This window comes from Rhodobacter lacus (genome assembly GCF_042683065.1).
In the GTDB taxonomy this organism is placed as follows: domain Bacteria; phylum Pseudomonadota; class Alphaproteobacteria; order Rhodobacterales; family Rhodobacteraceae; genus Rhodobacter; species Rhodobacter lacus.
In genome coordinates this window covers 141,446-163,016 of the sequence record NZ_JBHUIX010000011.1, presented here as the reverse complement: position 1 = coordinate 163,016, position 21,571 = coordinate 141,446, and the positions used below count along the sequence as shown (strand labels likewise).

The following is a 21,571-nucleotide window of genomic DNA, read 5'->3' as shown; positions in this document are numbered from 1 at the left end:
CCCGGGATATTTGCGCAAAGTCGAAGGCGGCCTCAGGAGAGGGTTTGCCAGCAAGGTTGCACATCGCCCGGCTGCGGGCTGGCCGCATAGACGGCGCGGGCAATGGCGCGGGCAAGGCAAAGGGCGGCGGCATGGCCGAGGCGGAACGGATCGGCGATGGCGTCGGTGAGCGGGCGCGCGCCGGTGGCGGCGGCAAAGACGAGATCGCCGTCGAGCGGGGTGTGGCTTGGCACCAGCGCGCGGGCCATGCCGTCATGGGCGGCGGTGGCCATGCGTTGCGCCTGCGCCTGATCAAGGGCCGCATCGGTGGCGACGATGGCGATGGTGGTGGCCTCGCCCATCCGTTTCATCGGTTGCGGTTCGGCCTCGGGCGTGTAGCCGGGCGCCGCGCCCAAGGCGCCAAATTCATCGCCCATTTCCCAAGGCGCGGCCCAGAAATGGCGGCCCGTGCCCACGGTCGCTTGCCCGAGCGCATTCACCGCCACGAGGGCGCCCACGGTGAAGCCGCCCGCGAGCACCGCCGAGGCCGAGCCGAGCCCGCCCTTGAGCGTGCCGGTCAGCGCGCCATAGCCCGCCCCTGCCGTGCCAATGGCGAAGCTTTCTGCCGCAGCCTCAAGCGCCGCGCGGCCAAGGGCGGGGTAGGGGCTTTTTTCCCAGTCCTTCGCGCCGCCGTTCAGCAGATCAAAGAGGATCGCGCCGGGCACGATGGGCACGCGCATGTCGCCCACGGCAAAGCCGCGGCCCTTGGCGCGCAGCCCCGCCATCACGCCCGAGGCGGCATCGAGCCCGAAAGCGGAGCCCCCCGACAGCACCAGCGCATCCACCTCCTGCACCAGTTTGTCGGGGGCGAGAAGGTCGGTCTCGCGGGTGCCTGGGGCGCCGCCCATCACCGACACCGCCGCGGTGAAGGGGCGGGCGCCGGTGAGCACCGTCACCCCTGAGCGCAGCGCCGGGTCATGTGCGTTGCCGACAAAAAGGCCGGGCACATCGGTGATCAGGTTCAAGGGGCCCGGTTTCATGCGTTTGCATCCTCCAAGATCATGCGCGCGGCCTTTTCGGCGATCATCATCACCGGCGCGTTGGTGTTGCCCGAGGTGATGCGCGGCATCACCGAGGCATCGGCGATGCGCAGGCCCTTCAGCGCGTTCAGCCGCAACCGCGGGTCGACCACGGCGCCCGCATCCGCGCCCATCCGGCAGGTGCCGACGGGGTGGAAGATCGTGGTGCCGATATCGCCCGCGGCCTGTTGCAGGGCCTCTTCGCTCGCCAGTTCGGCGCCGGGCTTGTATTCCTCTGGCCGGAACCGCGCGAAAGCGGGCTTGGCCGCGATTTCGCGGGTGATGCGGATGCTCTGGGCGGCCACGCGCCGATCCCCCTCGGTGGCGAGGTAATTGGGCGCGATCGCGGGCGCGGCGCGGAAATCGGGCCCCTGCAGGTGGCTGGTGCCGCGGCTTTCCGGGCGCAGGTTGCACACGCTCGCCGTCATCGCCTCGAACGGGTGCAGCGGCGCGCCGAACCGGTCAAGGCTCACCGGCTGCAAATGCCATTCCAGATCGGGGGTTTCCTTTTCCGGGAAAGACCGCGCGAAGATCCCGGCCTGAGAGGGCGCCATCGACATTGGCCCGCTGCGGAAGGCGGCATATTCGGCGGCGATTTTCGCCTTGCCGAGCAGGGTCGCGGCCATGGTGTTGAGCGTGCGCGTGCCCGAGACCTTGAAGATGAGCCGCAATTGCAGATGGTCTTGCAGGTTCTTGCCGACCTCGGGCACGGCCACTTGCGGGGCAATGCCGTTCGCGCTGAGCACCTCAGGGTCGCCGATGCCAGAGAGTTCAAGGATCTGCGGCGTGCCGATCGCGCCGGCGGCGAGCACCACCTCGCCCGCCGTCACCTTATGCCGCCCGGCCTTGTCGTGGACCACGAGCCCGGTCACGCGCCCCTCGGAAAGTGTCAGCCGTTCCACCTGTGCGCCGGTCATGACCCGCAGGTTCGGCCGCGCCAGCACCGGTTTGAGAAAGGCTGTGGCCGCCGACCAGCGCCAGCCATTTTTTTGCGTGACGTGGAAATAGCCCGCGCCTTCATTGGTGCCGCCGTTGAAATCTGCGCTGCGCGGCAGGCCCGCCTCGGCTGCGGCGTCGAGAAAGGCGTCGAGCACTTCCCAGCGCACCCGCGCCTGCTCGACCCGCAGCGCCCCGCCCGCGCCATGGGTTTCTGATGCACCAAGGAAGAAATCTTCCTGATCGCGAAACAGCGGCAGCACGTCGCTCCAGCCCCAGCCGGTGCAGCCTTCCTGGGCCCAGAGGTCATAATCGCGCGCCTGGCCGCGCATGTAGATCATGCCGTTGATCGCCGAGCAGCCGCCCAGAATCCGCCCGCGCGGGTAAAGCAGCGCGCGCCCGTTCAGCCCCGGTTCAGGCTGTGTCGAAAACCCCCAGTCGGTGCGCGGATTGCCAATGCAGTAAAGATATCCCACCGGAATGTGCACCCAGTGATAGGTGTCGCGCCCGCCCGCCTCGAGCAGCAACACCCGGTTTTTCGGATTGGCGCTGAGCCGGTTTGCCAAAACACAGCCGGCGCTCCCCGCGCCGACCACGATGTAATCGTAGCTGTCCATGATCTCCCTCCTCCTCCGGGGGGGATCTTCTCAAGGCAACCCGGCGGGCGCAAGGCTGATGCCAGGGCGCTTTTCGCGCCCGCCTGCGCCAGAGCCCTTGCAATTTTGTCGCGCCCCCTGTCTGATGGGGCTGTCTCAGAAGTGCCGCGCCCATGATCCGTTACAGCCTCAAATGTGAAAACGGCCACAGCTTCGAAAGCTGGTTTGCCTCAGCCGAGGCCTTCGAGAAACTGCATGGGGCGAGCATGGTGGCCTGCGCCGTCTGCGGCGCGACGAAGGTGGAAAAAGCGCTGATGACCCCGGCGTTGCGGTCGGCGCGCAAGGCCGCACCTGTTCCCACAGCACCAGAGGCGCCCGCAGCAATGCCCTCGGCGCAAGCCCCCGCCCATCCGCTCAGCGAACCGCAGGACGCCGCCGAGGCGCTTTTTGATGCGATGCGGCGCAAGGTCGAGGAAACCTCCGATTACGTTGGCGCCGATTTCACCGCCGAGGCGCGGGCGATGCATGCCGGGCTCAAGCCCGAGCGCTCGATCCATGGCGAGGCGAAGATCGAGGATGCCAAGGCGCTTCTGGAGGAAGGGATTCCGGTCACGCCCCTGCCGATCGTGCCAAAGCGCCGCCGCAACTGAGCCGCGACGGCGCGCCCCGCATCCAACCCCCCTTGCCCCTGCCGATGAGCACGCCATGATGGGCAAAAAGGAGGTTCGGATGACCATTCTCATCACCGGGGCAAATCGGGGCATCGGCGCGGCATTGCTGGCGCATTATCGGCATGCCGGGACGGCGGCTTTTGGCACGGCGCGGCGGCCCGAGGGCGACCTGCTGCCGCTCGATGTGACCCAGCCCGACAGCGCGAAGGAGCTGGCGCGGCGGCTCAATGGGTTGCCGCTCGATCTGCTGGTGTGCAATGCCGGGGTCTATGCCGACAAGGGGCAGGAGCTTGAGGCGGGCTATGCCGCGCCGCTCTGGGCCAAGAGCTTTGCGGTCAATGTGACCGGCGTGTTTCTCTCGATTCAGGCGCTTTTGCCAAATTTGCTGGCGGCAAAGGGGAAGGTGGCGATCATTTCCTCCGGCATGGCCTCGGATGCGCGCGCGCCGGGCGGCAGCTATATCTATCGCGCCTCGAAGGCGGCGGCGCTCAACCTTGGTCGCAACCTTGCGGTGGACCTCAAGCCGGAGGGGATCGCCGTCGGCATCTATCATCCGGGCTGGGTGAAAACCGATATGGGCGGGCCGCAGGCGGAAATTTCCCCGCGCGCGGCGGTGACCGGGCTCGCGGCGCGGTTCGATGCGCTGTCGCTCGACACCACCGGGTGTTTCGAGAGTTACGACGGCGGCACGCTGCCGTTTTGACAAGGCTTGCGGCGGGGGCGTATGAGGGGCACGCCACCCGCCGCAAAGGCATTCGGATCGACAATCAGGGCAGCCCGCCCTTGCGCCGGGAGGAGGAGGCGCAAGGGCGGGGGGCCTTGCTGTCTGGGCCCGGAGGCCAATCGGAACATTCCCTTTCCGATACCCCCAAAGTTGGGCTCCGGCGCCATTCGGTCAAGGTCAACAGCCGCCCCGAAGGCGCCAATGCGGTCACTCTCGCGCGACTGCCCGGAAACGGACCGCTGGCGCGAAGTGCGCCTAAATTTTGGGCGATTGCAAAAAGGCTGGGCTCGAAATGGGCTCAGAGATCGTGCCAGAGGCCGAGCGCGCCGAGCCGGGGAGATTTCTTGTTGGTGTGACGGTCCATCCGCATCAGCACATCGCGCAGGAACCCCACAGCCGCGCCCAGATGCGGCCCCTTGTTGAGCATCACGCATTCGGCGCGCTGGCTCATCGCGGCATCGGTCATCTCTGCCCGGCTCGCCTGACCATCCTTCACCATGCCCTCAAGCACCTGTGTGGCCCAGACCACCGGCACCTCGGCGGCCTCGCACAGCCACAGCACCTCTTCCTGAATTTCGCTGAGCCGCTCAAAGCCGATCTCGACGGCGAGATCCCCGCGCGCGATCATCACCCCGACCGGCACCCGCCCGCCCGCCTCGACAATCAGCGCGGGCAGGTTGCGCAGGGCCATCGGCGTTTCGATCTTCAGCATCAGCGCGGGCCAGTCGCGGCTCGTGCCGCCGTCCGAGCGGCAGTCAAGCGCCTCGAAGAGCGCGCGCAAATCGGCGCCGGTCTGCACGAAGGAGAAGCCCAGAATATCGGCGTGGCCCAGCACGAAATCGAGGGTTTCAAGGTCGGTGCGGGTCAGCGCAGGCACGCGCAGGTCGACGCCGGGCAGGTTCACGCCTTTCTCGAGCTTGATCTTTGCCCCTTTCGAGGGGGTCGAGACAACTTCGGCCAGCACCCGGCCCTGCGCGACGCTGAGGATTCGCGCGCGCAGCTTGCCGTCATTGATCCAGAGCGCGCCGCCCTCCACCATCGCCGCAATCAGCGCCGGGTGGCTCAGGCGGATCTGCAGATGCTCGGGCGCTTTCGAGAATGTCTCGACCACCTCGAAGCGATCCCCCTCGAACAGGCGCGGCGAGTCCTCCTTGCCCGTGGACAGCGCCTCGACCCGCAGCTTCGGCCCCTCCAGATCCATCTGCACCGGCACCCGCCGCCCCAGCCGCACGGCGGCATGACGGACATGGCCGATCATCGCCGCCCATTCGTTTGGCGTGTCATGCGCGCAGTTGATGCGGATGCAATCGGCCCCCGCGGCCAGGAGCGTGCCGACAAGGGCCGGATCGGTGGCGGCCTCGGTGGGCAGCGTGACCATGACGCGCGAGCGCGGCGCATCGCGGCGGGCGCCAAAAAGCGCATCGCGCCGCGCCGCGAGCCGGGCCGGGCCGGCGGCGAACATTTCCACGGTCGGATAATCGGCGGTGCCTTCGCCGCCGATCATCGCGAGCGAGGCCAGAACCGCATCGAGCGAGGGGCGCACATGGCTTTCGGCGCGGCCGAGCGACGAAAGGCCGAGCGAGGCGAGCGGCGCCTGAAACGGCACCAGATCGCCGCGGCGCAGCGCCAGATAATCGGCAAGGTTGCGCGCCGAGGGCAAGAATTCGGGGCGCCGGATCAGCCCGTCCCATCCCTCCAGTGTTGCCTCCGACCGGCGCACCAGATCGCCGCGCAGCGCCTCCAGCGCGCGTTGCAAACCGCGTGCTTGCGCCCGCCGCTCCCGGATCTCGACCTCGACCAGACTCATGACCCCTCCTTCAACCGTCTACGCCAAGGAGCTATCCGCTCTGGATGACGGGCAGGTGACAGATCCGCGACAGACTGTCCGCCTGGACCCGGTGAAACTCTTGCATGCGCCGCCCCCTTCCGCTAGCAGGAGCGCGATACCGGACACAGGGTCCGGCGCAGGATCGGAGGGGAAGATGCCGCTTCTCGTGATGAAATTCGGCGGCACCTCGGTGGCCGACCTCGACCGCATCGCCAATGCGGCCGCGAAGGTCAAGCGCGAGGTCGAGCGCGGCTATGATGTGATCGTGATCGTCTCGGCGATGTCGGGCAAGACGAACGAGCTTGTCGGCTGGGTCGAGGGCACATCACCCCTTTACGATGCGCGCGAATATGATGCCGTGGTTGCCTCGGGCGAGAATGTCACCGCGGGTCTGATGGCGCTGCGGCTGCAGGAAATGGGGATCTCGGCGCGCAGCTGGCAAGGCTGGCAAGTGCCGATCAACACCACCTCGGCGCATGGCTCGGCGCGCTTCGTCTCGATCCCGCGCGCCAATATCGACGCGAAATTCGCCGAGGGCTTCAAGGTCGCGGTGGTGGCGGGCTTTCAGGGGATTTCGGTCGAGGGCCGGATCACCACGCTGGGCCGTGGCGGCTCGGATACGACCGCGGTGGCCTTTGCCGCCGCTTTCGGCGCGGAGCGCTGCGATATCTACACCGATGTGGACGGCGTCTATACCACCGACCCGCGCATCAGCTCCAAGGCGCGCAAGCTCGACAAGATCGCCTTTGAGGAAATGCTCGAACTGGCCTCGCTCGGCGCCAAGGTGCTGCAGACCCGCTCGGTAGAGCTGGCGATGCGCTACAATGTGCGGCTGCGGGTGCTCTCCTCCTTCGAGGACACCGACGAAAACTCTGGAACCCTTGTGTGCGGGGAGGATGAAATCATGGAATCGAAAGTCGTCTCGGGGGTCGCCTATTCGCGCGACGAGGCCAAGATCACCCTCTTCACCATCGAAGACCGCCCCGGCGTGGCGCAGGCGATCTTTGGCCCGCTCTCGGAAGCGGGGGTGAACGTGGACATGATCGTCCAGAACATCTCCGAGAAGGATTATGACGAGGCCCACCCCGGCGCCGTCACCGACATGACCTTCTCCTGCCCGATCAATCAGGTTGCGCGGGCGCAAAAGGCGCTCGAAGACGCCGTGGCCGCAGGCAAGATCAAATATGACGAGCTGATCATCGACACCGAAGTGGCGAAGGTTTCGGTTGTCGGCATCGGCATGCGCTCTCAAGTGGGTGTGGCGGCGCGCAGCTTTGCCGCTTTGGCCGCCGAAGGCATCAACATCAAGGTCATCTCCACCTCCGAAATCAAGATTTCGGTGCTGATCGACCGGAAATATATGGAACTGGCCGTGCAAGCCCTTCATGATGCGTTCGAGCTGGAGAAAACGGCCTGAGCGCTGAGCAGGGTCGAGCCCGCGGCTGAGGCGGGGCGAAAAACGGGGGCGAAATGAATGGCAGAGCGTCGCGAGAGTGACAGTCGCAGCCTGCTGCGCCGGTTGCGCGATACGCTGGCCACCCCCGGGGGCGGGCAGGACCGGCTCGACCATATCACCCATCTGATCGCGGATTCGATGCACGCGCATGTGTGCTCGATCTATCTGTTCCGCGACCCGGAAACGCTGGAGCTTTGCGCCACCGAAGGGCTCAACCGCGAGGCCGTGCACCAGACCCGGATGCGCCTCGGCGAGGGGCTTGTGGGGCGGGTTGCCCGCACCGGCCAGCCGATCAACACCGGCGACGCCCCCTCCGAGCCCGGCTTCCGCTACATGCCCGAGACCGGCGAAGAAATTTATTCGAGCTTCCTTGGGGTGCCGATCCAGCGCGTGGGCGAAAAGCTCGGCGTGCTGGTCGTGCAGTCGCGCGAGGCGCGGGAATTCCTGGAAGACGAGGTCTACGGGCTCGAAGTCGTCGCCATGGTGCTCGCCGAAATGACCGAGCTGGGCGCCTTCACCGGCGATCAGAACGGCATTGGCGCCACGCATCGGTTCCCGGTCATGTTCCGCGGCACCACCGGGCAGGAGGGCGCCGCCGAGGGCCGGGTGTGGCTGCACGAGCCGCGCGTGGTCGTGACGAACCCGGTGGGCGACGACCCCGAGGCCGAGAAGGTGCGGCTTGAGGAAGCCGTCGCCACGCTGCAGGCGCAGATCGACGAGATGCTGATCGGCTCGGCGGCGATGGACAAGGAGCAGCGGCAGGTTCTTGAGGCCTACAAGATGCTTGCCCATTCGCGCGGCTGGGTGCGGCGCATGTGCGAGGATATTGCGCTGGGTCTGTCTGCCGAGGCGGCGGTGGAAAAAGAACAATCGACCGCCCGCGCAAGGCTTGAGCAATCGACCGATGCCTATCTGCGCGAGCGGCTCCACGACCTTGATGACCTCTCGAACCGGCTGTTGCGGCTTTTGACCGGGCAGGGGCAGGACACGGGCGCCGATCTGCCCGAGACCCCGGTTCTGGTGGCACGCAACATCGGCCCGGCGGAGCTGCTCGATTACGGGCGCCGCCTCAAGGGGGTTGTGCTTGAAGAGGGCTCGGTCGGAAGCCATGCGGCCATCGTCGCGCGGGCGCTGGCCATTCCGCTCGTGATCCATGCCCATCGCATCACCAACGAGGCGCTGAACGGGGACCAGATCCTTGTCGACGGCGATCAGGGCATTGTTCACCTGCGCCCCGAGGAAACCGTGGCGAATGCCTTCCGCGACAAGATCGCGATGCAGGCAGAGGCGCAAAAACGCTATGCCGATCTGCGCACCGTGCCCGCGATGGACCGCTCTGGCCAGACCGTGCGGCTGATGATGAATGCCGGTCTGATGGCCGATCTCCCCTCGCTGAAAAGCTCGGGCGCGGACGGGGTGGGCCTGTTCCGCACCGAGCTGCAATTTCTGATCCGCTCGCGCGTGCCGCGGCGCGGCGAGCTTGCCGCGCTCTACAAGCGCGTGATCGACGCCGCGCAGGGCGCGCCGGTGCAGTTCCGCACCCTCGACATCGGTTCGGACAAGGTGCTGCCCTACATGAAGCCGCAAGAAGAGCCGAACCCGGCGATGGGCTGGCGCGCGATCCGCGTCGGCCTCGACAAGCCGGGCGTTCTGCGCATGCAGCTTCAGGCGTTGATCCGCGCTTCCGAGGGGCGCGAGCTTTCGATCATGTTCCCCTTCATCGCCGCGCCCGACGAGTTTTACACCGCCAAGGCGATGCTGCTGCGCGAGATCGACCGGGAGGCCTCGCTCGGGCATCCGGTGCCGTGCGATGTGCGGGTGGGCGCGATGCTCGAAACCCCCTCGCTCGCCTTCGCGCCCGACAGCTTCTTTGCGGCTTGCGATTTCATCTCGATTGGCGGCAATGACCTCAAGCAGTTCTTTTTTGCGGCCGACCGCGAAAACGAGCGGGTGCGGCGCCGCTATGATACGCTCGACGTCAGCTTCCTGCGCTTCATCGAGACAATCGTGGCGCGCTGCGCTGCGAATGACACGGCGCTGAGCTTTTGCGGCGAGGATGCGGGGCGCCCGATCGAGGCGCTCACGTTCGCGGCGCTTGGTGTGCGCACGCTCTCGATGCGCCCGGCCTCGATCGGGCCGGTCAAGCATCTGATCCGACGCTCCGATCTGGGCGCGTTGCGCGATGTGATCGAGACGGCGCGGGCGAGTGGCGCACAATCCGTGCGCCACCCGGTGACCGCTTGGCTCGCCAGCCAGTAACCGCGTTGGTTGCGCTCGTGTGCTGTGTCGGCCGGGCTCAGTTCAGCGCGCGCAGGCCGGTGAGCATGGCGCGGTTGGCGCACCAGTCGGGGGCGGAGCCTGCGGCGTCATTGCCGGAGAGATAGGTCATGCAGCCATCGACCCCCTGACATTCGCGGCAGCGCAGGATCATGTCGGCAAAATCCGCCTGCGTCAGCGCCCCGTCCTGCATTGCTTCGGAGAGGTTCACTCCCATCCGACGCGCGATGCCGCGCGTAATCCAGAAGTGCAGATCAACATTTCCCTGGATACCCATCACTTTCTCCTTCTACACCGCTTCCGGGCACTGGTTCTTCGGCTTGGTCTTCCTCGACAATCTGACGGCGCAGCCGGGCCATCATCATTTTGTTGGTGCAATAGGAGGGCGCCGCGGCGATCGGGGGCGCGTTCGGGTCTGTGCCGGCCTCGGCATGTTCGGCCAGCCAGTGCATGCATTCGCCGGGGTCGCTGCAATTGGTGCAGCGCACCACCGCCTCACGCCATTCCTCGCCACTGATCTTGCCCGCGATCATGCGCTCGGTGAGGTTGATCCCCAGAACCTGAGCCATGCGGTTCATCAGTGCGGCGTGACGATTGAGGGTTTTGCGTCCGTACATGGGCCATCCTTTGGAAAATCTGCGCCATGCTGTAAATCATGACGTGTTCACGCCATGATTCAGATCAAGCGCCGCCGGTCGATCCGGCAGGGGGCCGGGCAGGGGGATGTTCGGGGGGCCGGCTCAGCTGCCGCTGGCTCCGGGGGGAAGGCTGTGGGCGCTGGCGCGGGCACGCAGCTCGGCCACGGTGCGCCGCACCAAGGCGATGCGTTCGGCATTGGCGGGGTGGGTGTCGAGAAAGCCGTGCCCCGGGTCGGGAATGCGGGTGAAGAACAGCGCGCCCCGGGCCGGGTCATAGCCCGCATCCCAGGCGATCACGGCGCCAAGCTGGTCTGCCTGCAATTCGTAATCCTTCGAGAAGCTGCGCGCGCCAACCTCGGCGCCAAAGCTCTCGGCGCGGGCGATGGTGCCCGCATCCGCGCCCGAGGCGGCGGCAAGGGCGCCCATGATCCGCGCGCCGCGGTCCGCATCGGAGCTTTTCGCCTCCAGATGGCCAAGAATGTAATGCGCCGCCTCATGCCCCATCACGAAGGCCAGCTCGTCGCGGTTGCGCGCCTCGGCGATCAGCGCGAGGTTGAAGGCGACCACCGGCCGGCCTCGGGCATCAACGGTTTGCAGCGCGTTGGGGGCGCTGTCGGGACTTTCGTCGACCATCACCTGATAGTCGCAGTTGCGATGCCCCTGGGTGCGGGCCCGGCACTCGGCCTCGATCCGCGGTTTCATGTCTTGCGTGACGGCAATGAAATTCGCGGCGGCCTCGCTGGCGTTGGGCCCCTGTTCGGTGGTGACGACCGGCGCGCCGGAGGCGGGCATCTGCGTGCGCACCACCGCACTCGGCCCCGCCCCGGGAACGGCATCGCAAGCCGCAAGGCCCAGCGGTACGATCAGGCACATAAGCAGGTGATGACGCAGCATTTCAAGCCCCGGGGGAGATCGCGCGAGTGTATCTGCCCGCCCGGCGGGTGCAACGGGCAAACAGAAGAGAAATGAAATCTTTGCCCTTGCGCGGCGGTTTTGCCGCGCTAGCATAATCCTATGTTCACCATCGAGCACGAATTCGACGCCACCGTGATCACCCTCGTCGACGAAGGGGCCGATCCGCGCGACTACCTGCAGGAAGATATCACCATCCAGTCCTTCGAGGATTGTGTGGTGGTCGAGCAACTCGACGAAAACACCGAGATCGTGATGCGGGTGGTGTTCTCGCATGCGCAGCTGCGCGAGCTCGCCGCGGCGCTGGATCTGCCCGAGGGCGTCTACCGGTTGCAAAACCGCAAGCCGCCGGCGTGACCAAAGGCAGGGGGCGCTGCCCCCTCTTGGCCTTTGGCCAATTCACCCCCGGGATATTTGCGCAAAGTCGAAGCGGCAGCCGTTTCAGACTGCGATATTGTCGATCATCCGCACCGCGCCAAGGCCGACGGCCGCCAGCAGACGGGCGGGTTCGCAGGGCGTGTCGAGCGGCTGCAGCGTTTCGGCGCTGCGCATCTCAAGATAGTCCCATGGCCCGAAGCCCGCGGCGCTGAGCGCCTCTTGGGCCGCCGCGAGCGCCGCGGCGGCGGGGGTGCCGGCGCGAATCGCTTCTGCCGCCTTTTGCAGTTCGGCATGCAGAAGGGGCGCGCAGGCCCGTTCGTCCGCGCTCAGCCGCACATTGCGCGAGGACATCGCCAGCCCGTCCTCTTCGCGGATCGTCGGGCAGCCGATGATGCGGACGGGAATGTTGAGATCCGCAACCATCCGGCGCACCACCTGCAATTGCTGCCAGTCTTTTTCGCCAAAGAAGGCGCGGCCCGCCTGCGTCATGCCGAAAAGCTTGGTCACCACCGTCGCCACGCCGTCAAAATGGCCGGGCCGGAACGCGCCTTCGAGCGGCTCGGAGACGCCGGAGACGGAGACCTTGGTGGCAAAGCCCGCCGGATAGACTTCCTCCACCCCGGGGGCAAAGAGCACATCGACCCCCTCGGTTTCAAGCAAGGCCAGATCATGCGCCTCGTCGCGCGGATATTTCGCGAGATCGTCGGAATTGTTGAACTGCATCGGATTGACGAAGATCGTCACGATGACCCGGTCGGATTGTTTGCGCGCGGCGCGCACGAGGCTCATGTGGCCATCATGCAGCGCGCCCATCGTGGGGACGACGCCCACCAGCATGCCCGAGCGTTTCCATGTTGCCACCTTCTCGCGCAATTCGGCGGAAGAGCGGATCACCTGGGTCATTTGTTGGCCTCATCGAAGAAAGAATGTTCGGGGGCGGGAAAGCGCTTTGCGCGCACCTCGGCGGCATAGGCGGCAACCGCCTCGGCAGCGGTGCGGCCCAGCTCCGCATAGCGTTTGACGAATTTCGGTTTGAAATCGGAAAACAGGCCGAGCATGTCATCGACCACCAGCACCTGCCCGTCGCATGCCACCCCGGCGCCAATGCCGATGGTCGGGATCGGGAGCGCGCGCGAGATCTCGCCCGCGAGCCCGGCGGGCACTTTTTCCAGCACCACCGAGAAGGCGCCCGCCTCGGCCACGGCCTGCGCATCGGCCATCAGCCGCGCCGCATCCGCGCCCTTGCCCTGCACCTTGTAGCCGCCGAGCGTGTTGACCGATTGCGGCGTCAGCCCGATATGGGCCATCACCGGAATGCCGCGGGCAACGAGAAACGCGATGGTCTCGCGCATATGCACGCCGCCCTCCAGCTTCACCGCGCCCGCGCCGGTTTCCGCCATGATCCGCGCGGCGTTGCGGAACGCCTGGGCCGGGCTTTCTTCGTAGCTGGCAAAGGGCATGTCGATCACGACGAGAGCCCGGTCCGAGCCACGCATCACCGCCTGACCATGCAGGATCATCATCTCCATCGTCACGCCCAGCGTCGAGGGGAGGCCGTGCAGCACCATGCCCAGCGAATCGCCCACCAGCAGCACGTCGCAGGCCGGATCGGCGAGCTTGGCGACGGGCGTGGTATAGGCGGTCAGCACCACCACCGGCGCCGTGCCCTTGAGGGCGCGAATATCCGACGGCATCAGCCGTTTCAGGCTTGCGGTTGCGCTCATGGAACCCTCCCTTTCCTCGGCGCAGGCATATAGACCTTATGAGCGGCGAATGCAAAGTGGGAACGCTGCGACGCAGCGCAAAGACGCCAATGGCCTTCCGGGCGGGCCGGAAGGCCGATGGCGCCTTGGGCGGGCTCAGTTCGCGCCGCGGGCCTCGGCCGAGGCGACGGCGGCGGCGTGCTGCTGGGCCTCGAGGATGGCCGGATCGGTGATCTGTCCGGCTTCCCAGGCCGCCTCGTCGGCGCTGATCAGCTCCACCGCGGCTTCGGGCACAACATAGCCTGTGTGCAGCTCATGCATCGGCCCTTCGAGCTCAAGGCTCTCGGCGCGGCTGCGCACCTTCACCCTGGTGCCAAGCGGCGCCTCGTCGAACATGTCGATGATGTCTTGATTGAAGAGCCGGATGCAGCCCGCCGAGGTGGCCTTGCCGATCGAGGACGGGTCCATCGTGCCGTGGATGCGGTAATAGGTGTCGTGCCCGTTGCGGTAGAGATAGAGCGCGCGCGCACCGAGCGGGTTGTCGAGCCCGCCGGGGAGCCCGCCGGCCAGCGGGCCATAAAGCGCAGGGTCGTGGCGCACCATGTTCGCGGTGGGTTGCCAGGAGGGATATTCTTCCTTGCGCCCGACGATGGCCGTGCCCGAGAAGCCCTTGCCGGCCTTGCCCACCGCAACGCCAAAGCGCATCGCCCGGCCCGGTTCGACAACGTGGTAAAGGAGCCGCGCATAGGGGTCGATGACGATCGTGTCCTTGCCCTCGGGGCCATTGTAATCGACCCAGCGGCGGCGGTTGCGCTCGTTCAGATAGGCAGGGTTGACCGGCGGCACGACACGCGTGCCGTCAGGGCGCGCCTGATATTCGGGCGGCACGGCGGAAGAAGAAGATTTGCCGCTGGGCGTCATCGGCGCGGGGGCGCAGCCGGCGAGCAGGGCGGCTGCAATCACCCCGGCGACGGGGGCGTGAAAACGGAGTGAAAGTCGAGACAAGAGTCAGCACCTGTGGACTTGAGCGAATCCCCGTGGCAGCGGGGCGATTGATAATTTAGCTCGCCGGGGCGGTGCTGCCAGGTCAAGCCCCGCCGTTCACGAAACCGCGAAAACCGCTCAGAAATCTGCCGGGAGCCGCCTTTTGGCGCGTTCCGGGCCGCGGGCGGGGCCCGGGGAGCGGTTTGCGCCCCCCGGGCCGGTTTCAGCCGACCACGTTGAAGCCGGGGCCATAGGGGTATTGGGTGATGTCTTCCGCGCCCGTTTCACCAATCACCAAAATGTCGTGCTCGCGGTAGCCGCCTGCGCCGGGCATGCCTTCGGGCAGCGTCAACATCGGCTCCATCGAGATCACCATGCCCGGTTCGAGCACCGTCTCGATATCTTCGCGCAGCTCCAGCCCCGCCTCGCGGCCATAGTAATGCGAGAGCACGCCGAAACTGTGGCCATAGCCGAAGGTGCGGTATTGCAAGAGATCGCGATCGGCGAAGAAGGCGTTGATCTGTTGCGTGATCTCATCGCAGCGCGCGCCGGGCACAAGCAGGCTCATGCCATATTCATGCGCGGCCACGTTCGCCTCCCAGATCTTCAGGCTCGCGGCGTCCACCTCGCCCACAAAGAGGGTGCGCTCAAGCGCGGTGTAATAGCCCGAGATCATCGGGAAGCAGTTCAGGCTGAGAATATCGCCGCGTTTGAGCACCCGCCCCGTGACCGGGTTATGCGCGCCATCGGTGTTGAGCCCGGATTGGAACCAGACCCAGGTGTCGCGGTATTCCGCCTCGGGGAAGCGCTTGGCGATCTCTGCCTCCATCGCGTCGCGCCCGGCCATTGCCACGTCGATCTCGCGCAGGCCCGCGCGGATCGTGTCGCGGATCGCATGGCCGCCAATATCGGCCACCGCAGCGCCATGGCGGATCAGCGCGATCTCGGCGGGGGATTTGACCATGCGCTGCGCCATTGTGGCGGGCGCCACGTCGAGCCCGCGCTTGGGCTTGAGGAAATGGGAGAACTTGTCGGCATTGACCATGGTGAGGTGGTCCGCCTCGCAGCCCACCGCCTTGCCGGTGCCAATCACATGGGCCACCGCGCGCCAGAAATTGTCGCGCGCCCAGTCGGTATAGGTGAGCGCCTCACCGTGGCAGCGCCGCCAGGGCTGGCCCGCGTCAATCCCCGCCGAGATCAGCACCGAGCGGTCTTTGGTGACCACAAGCCCATAGGGGCGACCGAAGGCGCAATAGAGAAACCCCGAGTAATAGGCGATGTTGTGCATCGAGGTGAGCAGCACCGCATCAAGGCTGTGCATCTCGATGATGTCGCGCAGCCCCGCAAGGCGCGCCTCATATTCCTCTGGGGCGAAGGGCAGGGGCGCCTTGAGGCCGTTTTCGCAGGTGTAGAATTCGGGTCTTTGCATGGTCTGTCCTCTGGGCCCGCGGGCCCGGATAGGCCCCGGCGTTCAGGACGAAGCGCGGGGGCCTTCCTCGCGCAAGCATCGGACGGATCTCCGCCCTGCGGCGACGCCATCGCCACGGCTCGGGAGCAAGAATGGCAAAAGGGCAGCGAGCTGGCAAGGGGGAACCACCGCCGCGCGGAAAAGGGACAATCGCGTGGCCACGGCGCGGGCCGCGGCCACGTGGCGGTTACCCCGCCGCGTGCCGTTTGGCCTCGGCGGCCTTCATCGCTTCATCCGAGGGCGCGATGAGCGTGTAGAACATCGGCACCACGAAGAGCGTGAACATCGTCCCGATCAGGAGGCCCGAGAACATCACGATCCCCATCGCCTCGCGCGCGGCCGCCCCCGCGCCCTCTGCGAGCACGAGCGGCACCACCGCAAGCGCCATCGCCGCAGTCGTCATCAGGATCGGGCGGAGCCGGGTTTTTGCCGCCGCGACAATCGCCTCGCGCCGCCCGAGCCCGTGGCTCTCGCGGCTCTGGTTGGCAAATTCCACCATCAGGATGCCGTGCTTGGTGATCAGGCCGATCAGCGTGATCAGCCCCACCTGACTGTAGATGTTGAGCGTGCCAAGACCGAGGTTGAGCGGCAGCACCGCGCCAAAGATTGTCAGCGGCACCGCCATCAGGATGATGAACGGGTCGCGGAAGCTTTCGAATTGCGCCGCGAGCACGAGATAGATCACGAGCACCGCCGCGCCAAAGGCGATCATCAGCGTGTTGCCCTGCGTCTGCTCCAGCCGCGACTGGCCCGAGAAGTCGAGGAAGAAGCCTTCCGGCATCACCTCATTGGCGATGCGGATGATCTCGGCCAGCCCGTCGCCCGAGGATTGACCCGGGATCGGCAGCGCCGAGATGGTGGCGGAGTTGAGCTGGTTGAACTGTTCGATCGCGGCGGCCATCGAGCCCGAGGTCATGGTGACGACGGCCGAAAGCGGCACCATCTCGCCGCTCGACGCGCGCACGAAATAGCGCCCCAGATCCTCTGTCGTGCCGCGGGTGTCGCGCGGCACCTGCAAGATGATGTCATAGCTGTTTGAATCGCGGTCGAACTGCGCCACCGAGGCGCCGCCGACCATCAGCCCGAGCGTGGTGGCGATTTGCGAGACCGGCACCCCAAGCGCTGCGGCGCGGTCGCGGTCGATCATCACCACCACTTCGGGCGCGTCGAAGGTCAGCGAGTTCTGCACGAAGATGAACTTGTGCGTCGCCGTTGCGCGACGACGGATCTCTTCGGAGACCTCGGCCACCCGGTCTGCACCATGGATCGACTGCACCACGACCGAGATCGGCAGCCCGCCACCGGCCCCCGGCAGGGTGGGGGGGGCAAAGGCGAAGCCCTGCACCCCGGTCGAGGCGTCGATGCCCTTCTGGATGTCGGTCTGAACCTCTTTCTGGCTGCGGTCGCGGTCGGCCCAGTCCTTCAGCGCCCAGATATAGATCCCCATGCTGTCCGAGCCGCCGAACCCGGCAATCGAGAACGAGGTTTTCACCTCCGGGATCTCGGCAGTCTGCTGGCCGAGCGCATCAATGTAATGCGCGGTATAATCCGAGGTCGCATAGCGCGGCCCCTGCAGCATGGCGATCACCGCGCCCTGATCCTCTTCGGGGGCGAGCTCGGTCTGGGTGTGGCGGAACATGAAGCCCATCGTGCCGATCAGCACCACGACGATCAGGAGCGTCACCGGGCGATAGTCGAGCGAACTGGACACGCGCCGTTCATACCAGCCCGCGAAGCGCTCGAAGCTGCGGTCGACAAAGGCGGCAAAGCCGGTCGCATGCCCCGATTTGAGCACCCGCCCCGCCATCGTCGGGGTGATGGTGAGCGCGATGATCCCCGAGAGGATCACCGAGCCCGCCAGCGTGAAGGCAAATTCGGTAAAAAGCGCCCCGGTGAGACCGGCGGTGAAGGCAAGCGGCGCCAGCACCGCGGCGAGCGTGATCGTCATCGCCACCACCGCGCCGGTGATCTCTTTCATCCCCTGCACCGCGGCCGGAAGCGGTTTCATCCCGTCTTCGATGTGGCGGTGAATGTTTTCCACCACCACGATCGCATCGTCGACGACGAGCCCGATTGCCAGCACCATGGCCAGAAGCGTGAGCAGGTTGATCGAATAGCCCAGCGCCATCAGCACCGCCATCACGCCAATCAGCGACAGCGGAATGGTGACGATGGGCATCACCACCGAGCGGAGCGAGCCAAGGAACAGCAAGATCACCACCACCACGATGGCGACGGCCTCGGCGATGGTCTTGAACACCTCGTCGATGGAGGCCGAGATCTGCTCGGTCGTGTCATAGACAAGGTCGATCGACATGCCCTCGGGCAGGGTCGCGGCGATGGCCGGAAGCTCCTTGCGCACGGCGGCGGCGGTGGAGAGCGGGTTCGCCGAGGGCGTGGGCGAGAGGCCGATGAAGGTGCCGCGCGCGCCGTCGAAGGTGACGATCTCGCCCGCCTCGTCGGAGGCGAGTTCAACCCGCGCGAGATCGCGCAGCCGCACCACCTGATCCCCCTCGGCCCGGATCGGCAGGGCGCCGAAGGCCTCGGGCGTCTGCAGCGTCGATTTGAGCGTGATTGCGCGGGTGACATATTCGTTCTCGGTCTTGCCCGGCGCGGCGAGGAAGTTCGAGGCATTGATCGCGGCGAGCACCTCGGCGGCGGTGACATTGCGCGCCGCCATCTTCAGCGGATCAAGCCAGACCCGCATCGCATAGGTCGAGGCGCCGATCAGCTGCACCTCGGCAATGCCCGGAATCGTCGACATCCGCGGCTTGATCACCCGCTCAAGGTATTCGGTGAGCTGCTCGGCGGTCATGTTGGGGTTTTGCACCGCCAGATACATGAGCGCGAAGGTCATCCCGGTGCCCTTGACGATCACCGGATCTTCCGCGTCGGAGGGCAGCTCGCCCCGCACCTGCTGCACCTTGGAGAGCACCTCGGTCAGCGCCGTGTCCGGGTCCGAGCCGAGCCGCATGTTGACCGAGACCGTCGAGACCGAGGGCATCGACGAGGAGGTGACATAGTCGATCCCCTCGGTGGTGGCGACGGCGGCGGCGATGGGCGCGGTGATGAAGCCCTGAATGAGATCGGGCGCAGCGCCCGCATAGGCGGTGGTGATCGTCACCACCGTCTCGTCAACCTTGGGGTATTCGCGCACCGGCAGGTTGAAATAGGCCTGGATGCCCAAGAGCAGCATGAAGGCGCCAAGAACGGTGGAAAGCACCGGGCGGCGGATGAAAAGCTCGGAGAAATGCATCCCGCCCCCCTCAGTTGGCTGCCGCAGGATCAAGGCTCAGGCTGTTGTCGATCGTTACCGCGGCGCCCGAGGTCAGCTTGTTCTGCCCCGCATTCACCACCCGGTCGCCAACCGTGAGCCCCTCGCGGATCTCCAGCCGGTCTCCCGCGCTGCGCCCGACCTTGACGAAGACCTGCTTGACCTGCAACTCCGGCGCCTCCGCCCCCTCGGGCGTGACCTCGCGCACGACAAAGACACTGTCGCCATAAAGGCTCGCCTGCACCACGGATTGCGGCAAAGCGATCACGTTTTCCTCGGCCGGCAATGCCACCTGCACATGCAGGAACTGCCCCGGCGTCAGTCGCCCCGCCGCATCGGGCACCACCGCGCGCATCGTCACGAGCCGGGAATTGGGGTCGATTTTCGGCTCGATGCCGGTGATCGTGCCGCTCAGGCTCAGATCTTCGCCCTCCGAGGTCAGGCTGACCGGCATGCCCGCGCGCACCTGTGCCGCCTGCTGTTCGGTGAGCGCAAAATCGACCCGCATATGCGCGCGGTCCTGCAAGGTCGCATAGGTCGTGCCCGCAGAGACATAGGCGCCGGTCTCGATCTGCGGAATGCCGATCACGCCCTCAAAGGGGGCGGTGAGCACCTTGGTCGAAAGGCTCGCCTCGATCTTTGCCACGCGGGCACGCGCTTCCGCCGCCGCGGCTTCCGCCTCGTCGAGCGTCGAGGTTGCCGAAACGCCACGGGCGCGCAACTCACGCGCGCGCTTGAGCGTTACATCCGCCAGATCGAGCGCGGCCTTGGCCGAGGCCAGATCGGCGCGTTCCTCGCGGTCGTCGATCTGCACCAGAACCTGCCCCTTGGTGACGGTATCATTCGCCTTGAAGCGGATCTCGCGCACGATCCCGGAGGCTTCAACCGCGAGATCTGTGCCGCGCATTGCCGCGGCGGTGCCGATCGCCTCGATCTGAGGCGTCCAGGTGCCCGCCTCGACCATGCTCACCGAGACCGGCACGGCCGGCGCTTTCATGTTGGCAAAGATCGTTTTCATCAATTGGCCAATTAAGAGATTGTAGCCGATGATGCCACCGGCCACGATGACAAGGGCGACGATGGCGATGAGCAGGCGTTTGATCATGGACAGCTCCGATACATTTCCGGTCGGGCCGCGGCGCGGCCGTCCCCGCCCGGCGACGGCGTCCGGGACGATGTCTGGCGCACCATGTGGGCGTCTCTGCCAAAACACAAGATCGTGCACCAAGTCCGTTCCGCGACGTTGCAGATAAACCCGCCAGCCCGACCGGGGCGCGCTTCATCTTTTGTTAACCAAAGCCGCCGAAAATTCCTTCCCGGCTCTGCGCGATGCCGCGACCTAGGGGGGCCTCGACGTGGAGGGGCCTCGACTTGGGGGGCCTCGATCTGGGGGAGGCCGTGATGCGATATGCGGTTCATCTGGCTTTGAGCCTTGCGCTCCTGTGCGGCTGTGCGGTCTCGCCCGCGCCCCAGTTCTTTGGCGCGACACGTCAGGAAGTGGCGCTTGAAGGGTATCGTTTCACCGTTTTCGTCAAGACTGGTCGCGCCGAGGTGGTGCGGCGGGGCTATCTGCCGCGTGCTGCGCGCGACCGGGTGCCCGCCTTGATGGTGCGCGCGGCCGAGATCGCCTCAGGATGCACGGTCATCGGCCCCGCAGGCGGGATCTGGCGCGCGCCTTCGTTGCCGGGCGACACCGGCGAGGCGCGGTTCGAGCTTGCGTGCTGAGGCCCGCGTCATTGCGCCGCATGCGGGCAAACCGCCGCAAGTATCCGAATATGACTCAGATCAATTTTCCACGCACCAAAAGATGCTTGAAATTTGCATGAAACGCGTTGCACCGGAGGCTCTCATGACACGTCTATTTGGCATCATTTATGCCCTCGCTGGCCCGACACTGGCCGGTATCCTCATCACTGCTGCGCTCACCATGAACATGTTCAACACAAAAGCGATGCTGGTCGCCGCGGCGGTCGGTTTTGTCGTGGCATTGCCGATCGCCTGGGTCGTGGCAAAACAGATCAACGAAAACGCCTGAGCGGACAGAACCCGAAGAGGGGGCGGCACCGGGGACGGGAAGGGGCCCGGGCCTGCGCTGATCTATCCGCTTGCGGGGCGAGAAGGGCTGTGCAAGCCTTTCTCGCCCCGCCTTTGTTGCGGTTCTTTCAGGAGAAAGCCATGTCCCGTCCCCAAGGATACAGCCGCGCCCAGATCGCCCTGCATTGGGCCGTTGCGGCTTTGATCATTCCGCAATTCCTGTTCAACGATGCCATTGGCGCCGCCTTCGATGCGGCGCAGGAAGGCACGGCCATTCCGTTCAACGCCGCCGCCCCGCTGCATGTGCTCACCGGGCTTTTGATCCTTGTGATGGTGGTCTGGCGGATGGTGCTGCGCTTCACCCGCGGCGCGCCGGAACCGGTGCCGACCTCGAACCCGATGATGACCAAGCTTGCCGCCGCCGTGCAGCACACGATGTATCTTGTGCTGATCTTGATGGTGGTGAGCGGCGGGGTGGCGAAGTTCGGCGGCGTCGAGCTGTCGGCTGGCGTTCATGGCGCGCTTGCGCTGGTGCTTGGCCTGCTCATCCTCGTTCATGTGGCGGGCGCGCTCAAGCAGCAGTTCGTTGAAAAAACTGGCGTGATCGCGCGCATGATGAAGGCGGCCGACTGAG

20 protein-coding genes are annotated in these 21,571 nt (G+C 66.2%); 8 read left to right on the top strand and 12 right to left on the bottom strand.

From position 1 onward, the window contains the following. Positions 1–32 precede the first annotated feature (32 nt). Together ACFSM0_RS10350 and ACFSM0_RS10345 are read right to left on the bottom strand one after the other, a co-directional pair. Complete coding sequence (locus ACFSM0_RS10350) at positions 33–1,019, bottom strand: P1 family peptidase (RefSeq protein WP_377390028.1); 987 nt, start codon at positions 1,017–1,019, stop codon at positions 33–35. After that, positions 1,016–2,611, bottom strand: a complete 1,596-nt coding sequence (locus tag ACFSM0_RS10345; protein WP_377390026.1) for a GMC family oxidoreductase — start codon at positions 2,609–2,611, stop codon at positions 1,016–1,018. The genes ACFSM0_RS10350 and ACFSM0_RS10345 overlap by 4 nt, the downstream gene beginning before the upstream one ends. A 152-nt stretch (positions 2,612–2,763) precedes the next feature. On the opposite strand from ACFSM0_RS10345, the gene ACFSM0_RS10340 reads away from it, so the two are divergent. Then, complete coding sequence (locus ACFSM0_RS10340) at positions 2,764–3,240, top strand: DUF1178 family protein (RefSeq protein WP_377390024.1); 477 nt, start codon at positions 2,764–2,766, stop codon at positions 3,238–3,240. 79 nt (positions 3,241–3,319) lie between these two features. Next, positions 3,320–3,964, top strand: a complete 645-nt coding sequence (locus ACFSM0_RS10335) for an SDR family oxidoreductase (RefSeq protein ID WP_377390023.1) — start codon at positions 3,320–3,322, stop codon at positions 3,962–3,964. A gap of 319 nt (positions 3,965–4,283) precedes the next feature. Here the strand turns inward: ACFSM0_RS10335 and ACFSM0_RS10330 are convergent, their stop codons facing one another. Further along, positions 4,284–5,792 (bottom strand): pyruvate kinase, encoded by a 1,509-nt coding sequence (locus ACFSM0_RS10330; RefSeq protein WP_377390022.1) that lies wholly within the window; start codon positions 5,790–5,792, stop codon positions 4,284–4,286. A gap of 175 nt (positions 5,793–5,967) precedes the next feature. On the opposite strand from ACFSM0_RS10330, the gene ACFSM0_RS10325 reads away from it, so the two are divergent. Next, positions 5,968–7,230, top strand: a complete 1,263-nt coding sequence (locus ACFSM0_RS10325; protein ID WP_377390021.1) for an aspartate kinase — start codon at positions 5,968–5,970, stop codon at positions 7,228–7,230. A gap of 57 nt (positions 7,231–7,287) precedes the next feature. Then, positions 7,288–9,528, top strand: coding sequence for a phosphoenolpyruvate--protein phosphotransferase (ptsP, locus tag ACFSM0_RS10320; RefSeq protein ID WP_377390019.1), 2,241 nt, complete (start codon positions 7,288–7,290; stop codon positions 9,526–9,528). Positions 9,529–9,565: 37 nt separating this feature from the next. Here the strand turns inward: ptsP and ACFSM0_RS10315 are convergent, their stop codons facing one another. The 3 genes from ACFSM0_RS10315 to ACFSM0_RS10305 all read right to left on the bottom strand — a co-directional run bounded on the left by ACFSM0_RS10315 (position 9,566) and on the right by ACFSM0_RS10305 (position 11,078). Beyond that, positions 9,566–9,823 carry a DUF6455 family protein gene (locus tag ACFSM0_RS10315; RefSeq protein ID WP_377390018.1) on the bottom strand — a complete coding sequence of 86 codons (258 nt, stop codon included), beginning with the start codon at positions 9,821–9,823 and terminating at the stop codon, positions 9,566–9,568. After that, a complete protein-coding gene (locus ACFSM0_RS10310) occupies positions 9,801–10,163 on the bottom strand; it encodes a DUF6455 family protein (protein ID WP_377390017.1) in 363 nt (120 codons plus the stop codon). Before ACFSM0_RS10310 ends, ACFSM0_RS10315 begins: the two co-directional genes overlap by 23 nt. A gap of 123 nt (positions 10,164–10,286) precedes the next feature. Further along, complete coding sequence (locus ACFSM0_RS10305; RefSeq protein WP_377390016.1) at positions 10,287–11,078, bottom strand: M48 family metallopeptidase; 792 nt, start codon at positions 11,076–11,078, stop codon at positions 10,287–10,289. Between the two features lie 120 nt (positions 11,079–11,198). On the opposite strand from ACFSM0_RS10305, the gene ACFSM0_RS10300 reads away from it, so the two are divergent. Beyond that, the gene (locus tag ACFSM0_RS10300) at positions 11,199–11,453 is read left to right on the top strand and encodes a hypothetical protein (protein WP_377390014.1); all 255 of its coding nucleotides are present in this window, start codon (positions 11,199–11,201) and stop codon (positions 11,451–11,453) included. Between the two features lie 84 nt (positions 11,454–11,537). Here the strand turns inward: ACFSM0_RS10300 and panC are convergent, their stop codons facing one another. The 6 genes from panC to ACFSM0_RS10270 all read right to left on the bottom strand — a co-directional run bounded on the left by panC (position 11,538) and on the right by ACFSM0_RS10270 (position 20,008). After that, complete coding sequence (gene panC, locus ACFSM0_RS10295) at positions 11,538–12,377, bottom strand: pantoate--beta-alanine ligase (RefSeq protein ID WP_377390012.1); 840 nt, start codon at positions 12,375–12,377, stop codon at positions 11,538–11,540. Further along, entirely contained in the window at positions 12,374–13,198 is an 825-nt protein-coding gene (gene panB, locus ACFSM0_RS10290) for a 3-methyl-2-oxobutanoate hydroxymethyltransferase (RefSeq protein ID WP_377390010.1), read from the bottom strand. The genes panC and panB overlap by 4 nt, the downstream gene beginning before the upstream one ends. A 135-nt stretch (positions 13,199–13,333) precedes the next feature. Then, positions 13,334–14,182, bottom strand: coding sequence for a L,D-transpeptidase (locus ACFSM0_RS10285; RefSeq protein WP_377390008.1), 849 nt, complete (start codon positions 14,180–14,182; stop codon positions 13,334–13,336). A gap of 202 nt (positions 14,183–14,384) precedes the next feature. Continuing rightward, positions 14,385–15,590, bottom strand: a complete 1,206-nt coding sequence (locus ACFSM0_RS10280; RefSeq protein WP_377390006.1) for an aminopeptidase P family protein — start codon at positions 15,588–15,590, stop codon at positions 14,385–14,387. A 226-nt stretch (positions 15,591–15,816) separates the two neighbouring features. Further along, positions 15,817–18,885 (bottom strand): efflux RND transporter permease subunit, encoded by a 3,069-nt coding sequence (locus ACFSM0_RS10275; protein ID WP_377390004.1) that lies wholly within the window; start codon positions 18,883–18,885, stop codon positions 15,817–15,819. A 10-nt stretch (positions 18,886–18,895) separates the two neighbouring features. Next, positions 18,896–20,008 carry an efflux RND transporter periplasmic adaptor subunit gene (locus tag ACFSM0_RS10270; RefSeq protein ID WP_377390002.1) on the bottom strand — a complete coding sequence of 371 codons (1,113 nt, stop codon included), beginning with the start codon at positions 20,006–20,008 and terminating at the stop codon, positions 18,896–18,898. Positions 20,009–20,304: 296 nt separating this feature from the next. Here ACFSM0_RS10270 and ACFSM0_RS10265 point away from each other — a divergent pair, with 296 nt between their 5' ends. From ACFSM0_RS10265 to ACFSM0_RS10255, 3 genes are all read left to right on the top strand, one after another. Further along, complete coding sequence (locus ACFSM0_RS10265; RefSeq protein WP_377390000.1) at positions 20,305–20,628, top strand: hypothetical protein; 324 nt, start codon at positions 20,305–20,307, stop codon at positions 20,626–20,628. 124 nt (positions 20,629–20,752) lie between these two features. Beyond that, complete coding sequence (locus ACFSM0_RS10260) at positions 20,753–20,938, top strand: CTP synthetase (protein ID WP_377389998.1); 186 nt, start codon at positions 20,753–20,755, stop codon at positions 20,936–20,938. A gap of 140 nt (positions 20,939–21,078) precedes the next feature. Further along, the gene (locus ACFSM0_RS10255; RefSeq protein WP_377389996.1) at positions 21,079–21,570 is read left to right on the top strand and encodes a cytochrome b; all 492 of its coding nucleotides are present in this window, start codon (positions 21,079–21,081) and stop codon (positions 21,568–21,570) included. Position 21,571: the final 1 nt, after the last annotated feature.

Excerpts from the sequence above, each read along its gene's own strand:
- ACFSM0_RS10330 (WP_377390022.1), bottom strand. The coding sequence starts at position 5,792 with ATGAGTCTGGTCGAGGTCGAGATCCGGGAGCGGCGGGCGCAAGCACGC.
- panB (WP_377390010.1), bottom strand. The coding sequence starts at position 13,198 with ATGAGCGCAACCGCAAGCCTGAAACGGCTGATGCCGTCGGATATTCGC.
- ACFSM0_RS10325 (WP_377390021.1), top strand. The coding sequence starts at position 5,968 with ATGCCGCTTCTCGTGATGAAATTCGGCGGCACCTCGGTGGCCGACCTC.
- ACFSM0_RS10310 (WP_377390017.1), bottom strand. The coding sequence starts at position 10,163 with ATGTACGGACGCAAAACCCTCAATCGTCACGCCGCACTGATGAACCGC.
- ACFSM0_RS10280 (WP_377390006.1), bottom strand. The coding sequence starts at position 15,590 with ATGCAAAGACCCGAATTCTACACCTGCGAAAACGGCCTCAAGGCGCCC.
- ACFSM0_RS10270 (WP_377390002.1), bottom strand. The coding sequence starts at position 20,008 with ATGATCAAACGCCTGCTCATCGCCATCGTCGCCCTTGTCATCGTGGCC.
- ACFSM0_RS10350 (WP_377390028.1), bottom strand. The coding sequence starts at position 1,019 with ATGAAACCGGGCCCCTTGAACCTGATCACCGATGTGCCCGGCCTTTTT.
- panC (WP_377390012.1), bottom strand. The coding sequence starts at position 12,377 with ATGACCCAGGTGATCCGCTCTTCCGCCGAATTGCGCGAGAAGGTGGCA.
- ACFSM0_RS10345 (WP_377390026.1), bottom strand. The coding sequence starts at position 2,611 with ATGGACAGCTACGATTACATCGTGGTCGGCGCGGGGAGCGCCGGCTGT.
- ACFSM0_RS10260 (WP_377389998.1), top strand. The coding sequence starts at position 20,753 with ATGACACGTCTATTTGGCATCATTTATGCCCTCGCTGGCCCGACACTG.
- ACFSM0_RS10255 (WP_377389996.1), top strand. The coding sequence starts at position 21,079 with ATGTCCCGTCCCCAAGGATACAGCCGCGCCCAGATCGCCCTGCATTGG.
- ACFSM0_RS10265 (WP_377390000.1), top strand. The coding sequence starts at position 20,305 with ATGCGATATGCGGTTCATCTGGCTTTGAGCCTTGCGCTCCTGTGCGGC.
- ACFSM0_RS10340 (WP_377390024.1), top strand. The coding sequence starts at position 2,764 with ATGATCCGTTACAGCCTCAAATGTGAAAACGGCCACAGCTTCGAAAGC.
- ACFSM0_RS10300 (WP_377390014.1), top strand. The coding sequence starts at position 11,199 with ATGTTCACCATCGAGCACGAATTCGACGCCACCGTGATCACCCTCGTC.
- ACFSM0_RS10315 (WP_377390018.1), bottom strand. The coding sequence starts at position 9,823 with ATGGGTATCCAGGGAAATGTTGATCTGCACTTCTGGATTACGCGCGGC.
- ACFSM0_RS10305 (WP_377390016.1), bottom strand. The coding sequence starts at position 11,078 with ATGCTGCGTCATCACCTGCTTATGTGCCTGATCGTACCGCTGGGCCTT.
- ACFSM0_RS10275 (WP_377390004.1), bottom strand. The coding sequence starts at position 18,885 with ATGCATTTCTCCGAGCTTTTCATCCGCCGCCCGGTGCTTTCCACCGTT.
- ptsP (WP_377390019.1), top strand. The coding sequence starts at position 7,288 with ATGGCAGAGCGTCGCGAGAGTGACAGTCGCAGCCTGCTGCGCCGGTTG.
- ACFSM0_RS10335 (WP_377390023.1), top strand. The coding sequence starts at position 3,320 with ATGACCATTCTCATCACCGGGGCAAATCGGGGCATCGGCGCGGCATTG.